This window comes from Corallococcus terminator (genome assembly GCF_003611635.1).
Lineage (GTDB): Bacteria > Myxococcota > Myxococcia > Myxococcales > Myxococcaceae > Corallococcus > Corallococcus terminator.
Genome location: NZ_RAVZ01000092.1, coordinates 16,783 through 29,759 on the forward strand (window position 1 = coordinate 16,783; position 12,977 = coordinate 29,759).

6 protein-coding genes are annotated in these 12,977 nt (G+C 71.8%); 5 read left to right on the top strand and 1 reads right to left on the bottom strand.

The annotated features are described in order from the left end of the window. From D7V88_RS15460 to D7V88_RS15480, 5 genes are all read left to right on the top strand, one after another. Positions 1–1,110, top strand: a complete 1,110-nt coding sequence (locus D7V88_RS15460) for a hypothetical protein (protein ID WP_147448751.1) — start codon at positions 1–3, stop codon at positions 1,108–1,110. A gap of 6 nt (positions 1,111–1,116) precedes the next feature. Then, positions 1,117–6,123, top strand: a complete 5,007-nt coding sequence (locus D7V88_RS15465; protein ID WP_120541411.1) for a hypothetical protein — start codon at positions 1,117–1,119, stop codon at positions 6,121–6,123. Between the two features lie 73 nt (positions 6,124–6,196). Continuing rightward, positions 6,197–10,825: a hypothetical protein gene (locus D7V88_RS15470; protein ID WP_120541412.1), complete on the top strand. Its 4,629-nt coding sequence runs from the start codon at positions 6,197–6,199 to the stop codon at positions 10,823–10,825. A 35-nt stretch (positions 10,826–10,860) separates the two neighbouring features. Further along, on the top strand, positions 10,861–12,072 hold the full coding sequence (locus D7V88_RS15475) for a GNAT family N-acetyltransferase (RefSeq protein ID WP_120541413.1): 1,212 nt from the start codon (positions 10,861–10,863) through the stop codon (positions 12,070–12,072). Next, positions 12,054–12,494 carry a serine O-acetyltransferase gene (locus D7V88_RS15480; RefSeq protein ID WP_120541414.1) on the top strand — a complete coding sequence of 147 codons (441 nt, stop codon included), beginning with the start codon at positions 12,054–12,056 and terminating at the stop codon, positions 12,492–12,494. The genes D7V88_RS15475 and D7V88_RS15480 overlap by 19 nt, the downstream gene beginning before the upstream one ends. Here D7V88_RS15480 and D7V88_RS15485 read toward each other — a convergent pair whose 3' ends face one another. Next, positions 12,495–12,932: a DUF6691 family protein gene (locus tag D7V88_RS15485; RefSeq protein WP_120541415.1), complete on the bottom strand. Its 438-nt coding sequence runs from the start codon at positions 12,930–12,932 to the stop codon at positions 12,495–12,497. Positions 12,933–12,977 lie beyond the last annotated feature (45 nt).

Below are 12,977 nucleotides of genomic sequence, written 5' to 3' on the forward strand. Positions count from 1 at the left end.
GTGGCCGCGGGGGTCGTGTCGGTGCTGGGCTTCGCGCCCGGCGCTGATGCCCAGAGCGCCCTGCCCTCCGAAACGTCCGGTACCAGTCCGAGCGCGAAGACCGAGCCCGAGGCCGACGCGCTGGCGCAGAAGTCCCAGAAGCTCGAAGTGCCCCGGCCCGCCGTGAGCGCGAAGGCGCCCAAGCAGGAGCGCGTGCCGCAGGAGGATCCGACCGTGGAGCCCAACGCGCGGAAGGGCTGTCGCGTGGATGCACGCTTCTCGGGGCTGTGGCCCCGCGTGGACGCCGTGACCTTCCATCCCACGACGTTGGAGGAGCGCGCGGCCTTCGCGAAGCTCATCCCCGCGCTGCTCGCGGCGGCACCGAAGCAGAAGGACGTGCCGCCGGAGCTGACGAACGTGGCCGCGTCGGTGGGCTTCTTCCTGGAGACGTGGACGACGCCGCGCGACACCTTCTGGGTGCTGCGCGAGCGGCCGGACGGCTACCACGGCGCGGGCGCGTACGTGGTGCGCACGGGCGAGGCCACCGAGGACGTGGTGCAGGTGCCCCACCCCTACTTCGACATCGGGACGGAGGACATCGGCGCGGGCCTCTTCTCCTGCCCGCCAGAGGGCCGCGCGCCGCGCCTGTTCATGACCGCCACCGCGCACCGCTACCACGGCACGCCCGGTGAGACGCCCGAAGACCCCGAGCACCCGGCGGACGTGGCCCACAACCCGGAGCACCTCTTCCAGACCGTGACGGACCTGACCGCGCGAAGCCTGCCCGCACCGCGCGTGGTGCAGCTCCACGGCTTCGGCGAATCGAAGGTCCAGAAGGGCCGCACGGAGACCCTGACCGCGGTGGTGAGCGACGGCTCGCGCACACCCGGAGCGTGGGCCCGGCGGGTCTCCGCACCGCTGGATGAAGCCCTGGGACGCGGCGTGAAGCTGTTCCCGGAAGGGGTGCAGGTGCTGGGTGGGACGCAGAACGCCCAGGCACGGTTGCTCCAGGCTTATCCGCAAGCCCTCTTCCTGCACCTCGAAATGTCATCCCGTACGCGCAAAGCGCTGGCCCGCCCGGCGCGATTGGAGCGCCTGGGACAGATTCTGTTCGCACCCTTGGAGGACTGAGCGCCGATGTTTCCTGTTCGACGCCGCGCCCGTTTCACCCTGCTCGTGGGAGCGCTCGCGGCGCTGCCCGTCATCGCGCAGTCCGCTGCACCGCAGCCGCCGTCCGTCATCGCCCGCCGCGAGGAGGGCATGTCCTGGCAGCCGAGGGCCGTCCGGGGGCCGGTGGCCCTCGACGATGTGCGCGGCCACGCGCCCTACGTTCCCGACGGCGTGCCCCAGGTCTCAGGCAGCGTGGAGGTCACGCCCCAGAAGGGCGCGGCGCTGTGGCTGGGGCCCCTGGATGTCGTGCGCGTCTCCGGTCCCGCCGGGGCGCTGCGCTTCACCCGAGTGCCACTGGTGGAGGACAAGGACGCGCCCGAGCTGCGCGTGGACGAGGAAGGCATCCCGGAGCGTCCGGGCCGCTGGTACCTGGCGGAGCCGATGGGCGCCGGCAGCATCTGGTGGGTGACGGCGACGAAGAACGCGCGCGTCACGGTGGAGCGTCCCACGACCATCTCCACGGTGAAGACCGAGGAGCGGATGCGCGATGCGCTCCTCAAGTGGGTGGACGGACAGGGGCCGCGCCCGGCGCTGGCGTTCGACGCGGGCACGCGCACGCGGATGGATGTGGTCGCGGCGTTGGAGGCGGAGCTCGTCCATGACGAGCCCGCGAACTCTCCATTGCGCGACGCGGTGCACGCCTGGCGCAAGGCGGAGGTCCTGCGTGAGTGGGCGCTGGTGTCTCCGTTGTGGGGACAGGCGATGCGCGTGGAGCGCCCCCGTCCCGCCGGCACCGAGGTGAGGCTGGAGGGCGTGGACTCTCCCTGGTACCGCCCGGAAGAGAAGGGCAACGTCTGGGCGCTGGAGCTGGAAGGTCCGGCCGTGCTGTCGCTGGAAGCGCGCTCCGTGCTGGGCACCGACGCGAACACCGAGGCGGCGACGGTGGAGGTGTACGGCGTGGGCGCCACGCTCGCGCAGGCGCAGCTCACCCCGCAGCCCGCGTGGGCGGAGGCGCCCGAGGGCGCGGCGCTCCCGGACGGACGCACGGCGCGGACGCTCGCGTCGGGCGAGCGCGTGGGCATCGCGGAGGAGATGCGCGTGGCGCTGGCTCCGGGCAAGCACAACTACCGCGTGAGCTGGAAGGGCGGGCCGCTGATGCTGCGCGCTCGCGTCTCCACGCGCAGGCCCACGCTGTCCGAGGCGATGACGCACCAGACGCACTGGACGGAGTTCGCGGAAAAGGCGTGGGAGCAGGTGAAGACAGACACCGCGCCCCGGCCGTCCCTGCTGCGCCAACGGCTGGTGGCGCTGATGCCGGAGCTCGCGCGCGGCACGTACGGGAAGACGAAGACAGAGGGCCTGTCGCCGCTGCTGCGCGCGCTCGCCGCCATCGGGGACCGCGACACGGACGCGGCGGTGGAGGCGCTCAAGGGCGCGGATGCCTCACCGCTCGCGTGGTACCTGCGCCTGCTCACCGCGAAGCAGTTGTTGGATCAGGGCAAGGCGGACACGGCGCACACGATGCTGGGCACCGCGCCCGCGCTGCCGGAAGCAGGCTTCCTGACCGCCGAGGCGTCGGAGCTGGTGGCCCGTCTGCCGCTGGGAGATCCGCTGCGCAGCCGTGAGCTGGCCGCGCTGGAGCTGGCCTGGCGCGCGGAGCCGCTGTCCGAGGACATCCGCCGCCGCTACCGCACCGCGTGGTGGCGCGAGAGCCGCTGGTCGCAGGTGACGCCCGCGCCCCTGGACACCGCCGAAGCGGGGACGGAGGTGAAGTCCTCGAAGTGGCTGGACCTCCAGGCCGTGGAAGCCGATGCGGCGATGGCGAGCAGCGCGATGTGGCCGCTCGCGGCGGGAGGCACCGCCCAGGTCCAGGCCACGGGCCTCGCCGAGGCCCCCACCCTCCTGCGCGCCTACGTGCTGACGCCGCCGGGCACGAAGACAAACCCGGTGCTGCGCGTGGGTGGCAATGCCTTCCCGCTGCTGCCGCTGACGTCGCTGGAGCCGGTCGAAATCGCGCTGCCTCCGGGCGAGCACGCGCTCAAGCTCGAAGGCGCCAAGGGCACGCAGGCCTTCCTCTCGCTCGCGCCCATGAAGGCGCAGGGCACGCCCACGGAAATCGGCTACGTGCGCACGCAGTGGCCGGTGAAGGTGGGCACGAAGCCGGTGCGCTTCCGGGTGCCGGACGCGAAGCTGCCCTCACCCGTGCGCGTGCAACTGCGTCCGTTGGATGCGTCAGCGGGCAGGCCGCTCGTGGTGCGCATGTCCACCGACGTGGGGGCTCCGCGCCGGATCGTCCTGCGCCCCTCCGCCGCGAGCCCGCGTCACCTGGCGCTGGAAGGCGCGCGGGGCACATCCTCCGCGCCGGTCTCCGTGGTGGTGACGCTGCCGCCGCAGGCCCGCGAGGTGTGGTTCGAGCCCGAGGACCCGAAGGCGTCGCTCGTCGTGTCGCTGGCGGTGCGCCGCGCGGAAGTGGCCGCGCCCACGGAGGCCCCTGCCCCGCGACAGCTTCAGGCTGGCACGTCCTACGAAACGCTCCAGGCGCTCTCGCGCACGCTGCGCGCCACGCCCGGTGAAGCGGAGCCGCGCCTCGCGCGCGCCGAGCTGCTCTCCTCGCTCCAGGAGGACGGCTTCGCCCGCGCGGACGTGGGCCGGCTGCTGGATGCCCAGGCGAAGCTGACGCCGGAGCAGCAGAAGCGACTGCTCGCGCTGATGGACCGCCTGTCGCAGGCGGCGCCGCGCACGGTGCGCTTCACGCAGGCCATCACCCAGCCCACGCTGGTGTCGCCGGCCTTCGCGGCGCTGCCGGGCACGGGCGATGCGAAGCTTTCGGCCCCCAGCGCCCAGGCGCGCGAGGGCCAGACGAACGCGGCGCTCGCGGCGGTGGCGCTCGACAAGAGCCTCGCGGGCCGCTACCTGCGCGCGCGCCTGCTGTCCGCCTCCGGTGAGGACGCGGCAGGTGCGCTGTCCATGGCGGCGCTGTACCGCGAGACGGGCCTGCCGCAGGTGGGCCTGGAGGCGCTCGGGATGCTGGAGCGGCTCCAGGACTCGCCCCAGGCGTGGAAGGACGGAGGAGCGCCCCTGGGCGCGGCGCTCGCGGGCCAGCTCCAGGCGTGGGCGGACCACCCGGACGTGCGGCGCATGCGCTTCACGGCGGGCCGCTGGACGCGCTGGGAACGGCTGCGCGACGCCGAGGAGACCGCGGGCTCGCTGGAGGCCACGTCGGAAGGTGGCACGGAGGACGAGGACGTGGCGCAGGCGGTGCGCAAGGCGCTGCTCGCGCCACCGTGGAAGCTGTCCGAGGCGAAGCTGCTGCCCGCGGGCGCGTCGCGCGTGATGAGCCTGACGGTGAAGCAGCCCCGGGCCCTGGGGGCGGAGGTGCTGTGCGGCACCACGCCGCGTCCCGGCGTGGAGGTCGCCGGCACCTGTTCGTTCGCGCTGCGCGTGGACGGCCGAGTGGTGCGTGAGCTGAAGGTGAAGGAAGGCGAGACGGCCGTGCTCGGCACGCGCCTGGACATCCCCGGCCGCCACCAGGTGGAAGTGGTGCTGGCGAGGGCCGACACGCAGCAGACCGGCCTCGTGCGCTTCGTGGAGTCCGAACAGGGCGCCGCCAACGCCCGTGTGATGGTCGCGCCGCAGCCCCTGTCGCTCCTGCGCAGCCGTCCGGGTTCTCCGGTGGTGATGACGGTGCTGGGCCCCACCGCGCTGCGCGTGCGTGCGTACGCGCTCGCCCCCACGGCGGGCCGCGAACTGCTCCTGCGCAGCACGCCCCTGCCCGCCGGAGACGGCACGGGCGGCTCCAGCGCGGAGGATGGACCGCTGATGCACCTGGGCCTGCCGGGGGATGCCGACCCGGGCCTCAAGGGCGCGTCACAGCCGATGGGTCGCGCGGGTGAGACGTGGCTGCTGCTCCCCTCGCGCGGTCCGCACCGCGTGAGCCTGGAGTCTCCCGAAGGTGAAGCGCTGGTGCAGGTGCAACTGGGTGTCGTCGCGGATCCGAGCGCGCTCGCGGCCTCCACGTGGGCCCAGGGCACCACCGGGCTGGAGCCCCTGCCCTGGCCGGCGCTGCCGCCGGGCATGGCGCTGTTGCCGGACGGCATGGCGCCCGAAGCCATGGGGTACGGGCCGGGCATGCTGTCCGCGGAGCTGGGCTTCCGCAGCGAGGACGTGGAGGAAGGCGAGCTGCTCAACCGTCCCCTCCAGACAGGCATGGAGCTGCGGCTGTCACTGCGCCGCGAACTGTCCCCGGGCCGCGCGTGGCTGCGCGTCACGCCCGAGGCCCGCTATCCGCTCAACCGCAGCGCCGTGCTGGGCGGATCCGCGGCGGTGTACCTGACGCAGCTTCCGTGGGACCTGCGCCTGTCGATGCAGGGCGCGGTGTTCACCCAGTCGCTCGACGGCGCGATGCGCTGGAGCGCCCGGGGCCGCGTGTCGGCGGACCGCTACGTGCACCTGTCGCCGGACGTGGGTGTCATCCCGGGCCTGGGCCTGACGCTGGAGTCCATGCAGGGCAGTGGCGCGGTGGACGCCACGCGCTACGACCAGAACGTCTACTGGCTCTACGGCAAGGACCACCCCCAGCGGCTGGCGCCCCGGCTGTCCCTGCGCTGGCAGCCGTTCCAGGACCACGTGGCCACGGTGGGCGCGTCCGCCACGAGCAACGGCAACCTCTACACGCTGGACAACGCGGGGGCCTACGCGAGCTGGGCGGGGCTCCTGGGCGGCAAGCTTCGGGGCACTCGCGCGGAGCTGGGCTACGGCGCGTCGCAGCGCTTCCAGGACGAGCACCGCTCCACGGCGTACCTGCGCCACCGCGTGTCGGGGCGCGTGGACTGGAACGTGTGGATGGGGCGCGGCGGCAACCGGCTGATGCTCTACGCCGAGGACCGCGCGTTCCTCTCCGGTCCGTACGGGTTCCAGAACGTCTTTTCACTGGGAGCGCGGTGGGATTGGACCGGCGGACGTGGGTTGCAGGATGTCACGCCCACCGAGGAGGAATTCGAGGAGCTGCTGGATGAACGACGTTTCCAGCCCTGAGCTGTCCTGATCCGAACGGGAACCCGGGCGGTCTGGGCAGGTTCCCCCGGAGATGAATAGCTCTGGCGGCGACATGCACCTGTCGACCGATCAGCTCGAGACGCTCCTGTTGGAAGCCCTGCCCCCGCTCCACCGCCGCGTGCGTCACGCGTCGGCCGGAGCGCTGGCCCTGCGGCTGGTGGAGACCTGCCCCCGGCCCGCTGGGGCGGACGGCCTGGCCCCGTGGCTGGGCGTGGCCCTGGAAGTGCTGGAGACGGAGCTGGCGACCGTGCACGCGGAGCTCATCCAGTTCACCCGCCTGCACAACGAGGCGGTGGATGACGCCGCGCGACGCGAAGTCCTGGTGAACCACCTGAAGGCCACGGTGAAGGACCGCAAGGACCGCCGTGAGGACCTGCGAGCCCTGGACCGATGGATGGGCTTCGACGCCCTGCGGGAGCGACAGGAGAAGCGCCGGCACAAGCTGCTCATCGAAGAAGAGACGGCGCTCCGGGCCCTGACAGGCATCCTCGCCGTGACGACGCCCCAGGAACTCCAGCCGTCGGCCGTCGCGCTCGCGAGGCAGTTGTTGGACCGCGCCGTGGACGCGCCCCGGGCACAGAACCGCTTCGCCGCGCTGGAGGCCTTCCGGCAGCTCACGCAGGCGGTGCCGGGTGTCGCCAGCACGCTGCCGGAGGTGGGCCCCACGCTGACGAGCCTCGCGGGCCAGGAGGACGTAAGCCCCTTCTTCCAGGCGGAGGCCCTGCGCGCGCTCCTGACGGTGGATGCGCTGACGGGCCTCGCGCTGCTGCGCCAGCGGCTGCGCGCGAAGGCGCCGTCGGAGAAGGACTTCCTCTTCCGCCGGCAGGTGCTGGAACAGTGCGCGCCGATGCTCACCGAAGAGCAGCGGCTGACGCTGCTCACCGAGGTCGCGCACCACGACCCGAGCGAATACGTCCGCATGGGCCTGTGCGCGCTCGTCGCCACGCGCCCTGAAGGACAGCCGCTGCTGCGCAGGCTCGCGGGGCTGGAGAAGGTGCCGGCCATCGCGAAGGACGGGGCGGAGCGGACGCTGTCGGAGCCCAGCCCGCGCGTGCGCACCGCCGCCGTGCTGGCCGCGGTGGAAGCCGCCATCTCCACGCCGAAGGTGAAGGGTCCCGCGCTCCAGGTGCTGGTGGACGTGCTGGGCCAGGACACCGCGCCGCTCGTGCTGCGCGTGTCGTGTGAGCGGGCCGCCGCGCTGGCAGAAGCGCTGGGCGCCTCGGGGCTGGGTCCCGCGCACGCAGCCCTGCTGGACGCGGTGGAGTCGCTGGCGACGCAAGCGGACGGCACCGGGCCGGTGGTGGAGGCCGCGGCCGCGGCGGCGCAGGTGCTGCGACGGGTGAAGGACCCGGTGCGGCAGGCGTGGACGGCCTTCCTCGCGGACCGTGTCAGCAAGCTCAAGCCGGGGGGCCGCACGCGCCTGCCGCTGGAGCCGCCTCCGGAGAACCTGCCGGCGATGCCGGAGGGCCCCGAGTGGCTGGGCGCCATCCTGGCGGACCTGTCGCAGGACGGGCACGGGCTGTACGCGGAGCGTTCGAAGACGGCGCTGACGCTGTGGCACGGCGACCGGCATCAGCGTCGCCTGTGGCGCATGTGGCACGAGCTGGGCCGCCCCGCGCCGAACAAGCGTCAGGCCTTCCTGCACACCACCGGGCGCACGATGCCGGGCACGCTGCGAGCGCACCCCGGACATCTGGACGAAATCACGGAGACGCTGGTCCCTGGCGAGCGCGTCCACGTGGCGAGCCAGGGAAGCTGGGGCCGTCACCTGCCCACGGTGGATGACCTGTTGGACATGCCGTTGGCGAAGGACGGCAAGGTGCACCTGTTCAGCAGCCACGGAGAGACGGTGCTGGTGCCGCCCGCCTCGCGCCTGCGCCGTCTGGCCAACCGCCTCAAGGTGACGAAGGACTACCGGAGGCTGGCGACGCTGCGGCTCGACTCGCTGGGCGGCGAGGAGCCGCGCGAGCGCCGCCGCTTCGTCGAACAGGTGGAGAAGGACCTGGGCGTCCAGGTGCGCTTCACGCCATACGGCCAGGGACAGAAGGTCCCCGCGCCGCTGGCGACACTCTTCCAGGACACCGCGGAGACGGTGGCGAAGCCCACGACGCTGCACACGCCCGCGCTGTTGGGCTTGCAGAGCGGGTTCCTGGCGCTGCTCACCGAGCGTATCCTGGAGAACGAAGGCTACTTCCTGGGCATGGGCGGCAACGGCATCGCCGCGCTGGGCCTCTTCACGGCGGCGCTCTTCTCCGTGTTCCTGGGCGACACGTATGTGAAGCGCCAGAACGTCCGCAAGGCGCGCGAACAGATTCCGCTGTGCATTGGAGGCTGGGGCACGCGCGGCAAGTCCGGCACGGAGCGGCTGAAGGCGGCGCTCTTCTCCGGCATGGGCTTCGAAGTGTTCGCGAAGACGACGGGCTCCGAGGCGATGTTCGTGCACAGCGCCCCGGGAGCCGGGCCGTCCGAGTTCTTCATCTTCCGCCCCTACGACAAGGCCACCATCTGGGAGCAGAAGGACATGGTGGAGCTGGGCGCGCGTCTGGGCACGGAGGTGTTCCTCTGGGAATGCATGGCGTTGCAGCCGAACTTCGTCGAGTTGCTCCAGAACGACTGGATGAAGGACGACTTCGCCACGCTGACCAATGCCTATCCGGACCATGAGGACATCCAGGGTCCCGCGGGCATGGACGTGGCGAACGTCATCACCCACTTCATGCCCAAGGGCGGCAAGGTGGTGACGACGGAGGACCACTTCCTGCCGCTGTTCAAGCAGAAGGCGCAGGAGAAGGACACGACGCTGCTGCACAGCGCGTGGTGGGAAGCGGAGCTGATTCCGGAGGAGCTGCTCGCGCTGTTCCCCTACCGCGAACACCCGCGCAACATGGCGCTGGTGGCGACGCTGGCCGAACAACTGGGCGTGTCGCGCCCGTACGCGCTGGCGCTGATGGCCGAGCACGTGCAGCCGGAAATCGGAGTGCTGAAGGTCTTCCCGCAGACGCGGGCGCGCGGGCGCCTGCTCACGTTCATCAACGGGCACTCGGCGAACGAGCGCACGGGCTTCATGAACAACTGGACCCGAACGGGCCTGGGGGACGTGGATCCGGAGTCGAACCCGGAGCGCGCGGTCATCACGGTCATCAACAACCGCTGGGACCGGGTGTCCCGTTCGGAGGTGTTCGCGCGCATCATGGTGGAGGACGCGCCCGCGGACCGGCACGTGCTCATCGGCACGAACCTGGAGGGCCTGCGCAAGTACGTGCGCGACGCGTTGGATCGGCACCTGGCGGGCACGGAGGTCGTGGCGGCGGAGGAGCTGTCCACCCCGGAGGGCGCGGGCCGAGCGGAGGTGCGCCTCGCGAAGGCACTGGCACGGCTGAAGGTGCCGCGTCCCACGGCGCAGACGTTCCTGGACCGGTTCGCCCGTTACGCGGCGGGCGCGGGCCTGAAGGTGACGCCCACGATGGCGCTGAACGCGGCGGTGGAGAAGGCCCTGGCCGGCGCGGGCGACGACGTGGCCGTGGAGAAGGTGCGCCGCGCGCTGGAGCGCGAAGTGGGCGCCCTGCTCGACGAGGCGTTGGCGCCGGTGTCCCGCGTGCAGGCGCAGCCGCTGCCGGAGGTGTTGACCCCGGCGACGAAGGACGAGGTGCGCGAGCACGCGCTGTACCTGCTGGCGCGCATGGCGGTGCACGCGAGGCTGAAGCAGGCGCTGCCCCGGGATGCGGCGGCGGATGCGGTGGGGCGCGTGAAGGCGTTCCACGCGAAGTTCCGCGAAGCCTACAAGGCGATGTTCCTGGAGCAGGTGGTGACGGTGCCCGACGCGCAGGCGACGGGCGACCAGGTGGTGGACGCCTGTGCCCGCGCCGTGGCGCCGGGCATGCAGGTGAGCATCATGGGCGCGCAGAACATCAAGGGCACGGGCCTGGACTGGGTGTACCGCTGGATGGCGTTGGACCGGGTGACGACGGCGTTGAAGGCGCTGGAGGGCACGTCGGTGGAAGCGCGGCGACGGGCGCTGGAGTCGCTGGAGACGTTCGACGACTCGGGCTTCGTGGACGCGGGCCTGGCGCGCACGGTGCTGCCGAAGCTGGTGGAGAAGGCGAACTCGCCGGACGAAGCGGACCGGCTGAGCAAGCTGGCGGAGCGCGCGAGGGAACGGCACGAATTGAAGCTGTCGGCGCTGACGCACACGGCGGTGGGCGGAGCGACGCAGACGGTGGTGCGCAAGCTGGAGAAGGTGTTCGACTACCTGGACAGCGTGACGCGCCGAAGGCTGAGCGAGATGTTGCTGGAGGACCTGGAGAAGGGCCGCGTGTCGCACGCGCGGGCGGCGGTGGAGACGCGCAAGCTGTACGAGCGCCAGAAGGGCGGTTGGCTCTTCCGCGGCCTCAAGAAGCAGCAGCCGAAGCGGCTCCTGCCGGTGCCGACGGACGTGCCCGTGCTCCAGCCCGTCACGGAGACGCCACAGCCCCAACAACCGCAGGTCGTGTTCACGAAGTCGGTGGAGCTGCGCGGCACGAGCGTCACGGTGCCGCTGCGCCACCTCCACACCTCGGAGACGAACGCGATGTCGAAGGGAGAAGGGCCGGTGCGGCAGCGCGACGCGACCGCGAAGCCGCAGGGGCCGGACGTCCCGAAGCCTGAAGCGTTGGCCGACGACGCGGGCGAGCCCCTGTCCTGAGTCCTCCCGAGCCCGAGACCCGAGGAGACACATTCATGGAGGAAAGTCCCATCACGGACGCGCCGCTCGGGAAGCGCGTCCCATCCAGGCCCTGCGACAGCGCCTCACCCGCCTGGAGGCAGGCGCCGCGCAAGCCCGGAAGGCGCACGGAGCCCCTGCGGGTGGAGGTGATCCGGAACCTGGCCGGCTTCGACGCGCTGGCGGCGGAATGGAACGCGCTGGTGATGCGCGTGGACGACCAGGTCTTCTACCGGCACGAGTTCGTGCGCTGCTGGCTTGCGCACTTCGGCGAGGGAGCGCCGCTGCGCATCCTCACGGCGAGGGACGCGGCGGGCGCCCTGGTGGCGGTGCTGGGGCTCAAGGAGGAGCAGGGGCACCAGTACGGGGTGCCGGTGCGGCAGTTGTTGTCGCTGACGAACAAGCACTCCTGCCGCTTCGACCTGCTGGCAGAGGAGCCGAAGGCGGCGGCGGCGGCCTTCCTGTCGCACCTGATGGGCGACCCGAGCTGGGACATGCTCCGGCTGTCGGACGTGCCGGAGGACGGCGCGGCGTGGGCGCTCATGCACGCGGCGCGCGGGGCGGGTATGCCCTGGGGTGCGTGGCCGAGCGCGAAGTCCCCCTACCTGGTGCTGCCCGACACGGTGGCCGCCTGGACGAAGGGACGCAGCAACGCGAAGCCGCTGCGCAGGAGGCGCCGGAGGTTGGAGGAGAAGGGCCGCGTGGAGGTGGAGCGCGTGTCCGGAACGGAGCGCCTGGAGGCCCGGCTGGAGGAGGCGTTCGCACTGGAGCAGAGCGGCTGGAAGGCACAGCAGGGCACGGCCATTGGCCAGGCGGAGCACCGTCGGGGGTTCTACACGGCGCTCGCGCGGGTGGCGGCCGAGCGAGGCTGGCTGGGATTGTATTTCCTGCGATTGGACTCAAGGCCCATCGCCTTCCAGTACGGGCTGGAGTACGGAAACCGCTACCTGGCGATGAAGCCCGGATACGACGAAGCGTTGGCTGAAGTGAGCCCGGGCCACCTCCTGACGGAGGGCCTTGTCCAGGACTGCATCGGGCGGGGGCTGAAGGAGCTGGATCTGTTGGGGGACGACGCCCCGTACAAACGCGAGTGGACGCAAGAGGTGCGACAACACCACTGGCTGTTCATCTACCGGGATACACTGGTGGGGCAGACCCTGCAGCGCTCGAAGTTCCGCTGGGTACCGGTAGCGAAAAGGATGGTGGGCAGATGGGTCCGACGGCGCTGAGCTTCTACTGGGCCGCCAAGCGGCTCCAGGCGCTGAAGGCTCCGAGGCTCGCGGTCGTGGTGGCGGCGGTGGGCAACCGGCTGAGCAACAGCCACGTGGACCCGCAGGCCGCGCTGCACCCCAGCGTGGAGCTGGGCTACGGAGGCATCGGCGTCATCATCGCGCCGGGGGTGGAGATTGGAGAGAACAGCTTCGTCTCCCAGAACGTGACCCTGGAAGCCGCCCCCGGAGTGGCCGGAGTGCCCCGTGTGGGGCGCGACGTCTTCATCGGCGTGGGCGCGAAGGTGCAGGGCCCGGTGACCATCGGTGACGGAGCGAAGATTGGAGCCAACGCGGTCGTCGTCGAGGACGTAGCCCCTGGGGCCGTGGTGGCGGGGGTTCCCGCACGGGAGCTGAAGCGCGTGCCTCCGACGGGGACGTGATCACCTCGGTGCCGCGCGAGTCCCTGAAACACGCGTCCAGAAACTGAACAGCAGCATCCCCGCAAGCATGGACCCGACGAACAGCAACACGTCCTGTCCACCCGTGGCCAGCGACGTGACTGCAGGGCCCGGGCAGTAGCCCACGAGCCCCCACCCCACGCCGAACAGCACGGCACCGACGATGAGCGCCGTGTCCACCCGTGCCTGGGAAGGCGCCGGGAAGCGGGGTGCCAGCACCGGAGCAGGCCGACGGAGGATCAGCCGCAGGAAGACGGCGTGCACCCCCACCGCTCCCATCATGACCATCGCCAGGGAGGGGTCCCACCGGCCCGCCACGTCCAGGAAGCCCATCACCTTCTCGGGCTGGGTCATCCCGCCCAGGCCCAGACCCAGCGCGAAGAGGACGCCGCACAGCCCCGCGCTCAGGAGGGCCTTCACGCGACACCTCCCAGCACGTGACGCACGAGGAAGACCGTCAGCATG

What these genes read in the sequence shown, in the direction of transcription:
- D7V88_RS15465 (WP_120541411.1), top strand. Translation starts at nt 1,117, where the DNA reads ATGTTTCCTGTTCGACGCCGCGCCCGTTTCACCCTGCTCGTGGGAGCG.
- D7V88_RS15470 (WP_120541412.1), top strand. Translation starts at nt 6,197, where the DNA reads ATGCACCTGTCGACCGATCAGCTCGAGACGCTCCTGTTGGAAGCCCTG.
- D7V88_RS15475 (WP_120541413.1), top strand. Translation starts at nt 10,861, where the DNA reads ATGGAGGAAAGTCCCATCACGGACGCGCCGCTCGGGAAGCGCGTCCCA.
- D7V88_RS15480 (WP_120541414.1), top strand. Translation starts at nt 12,054, where the DNA reads ATGGGTCCGACGGCGCTGAGCTTCTACTGGGCCGCCAAGCGGCTCCAG.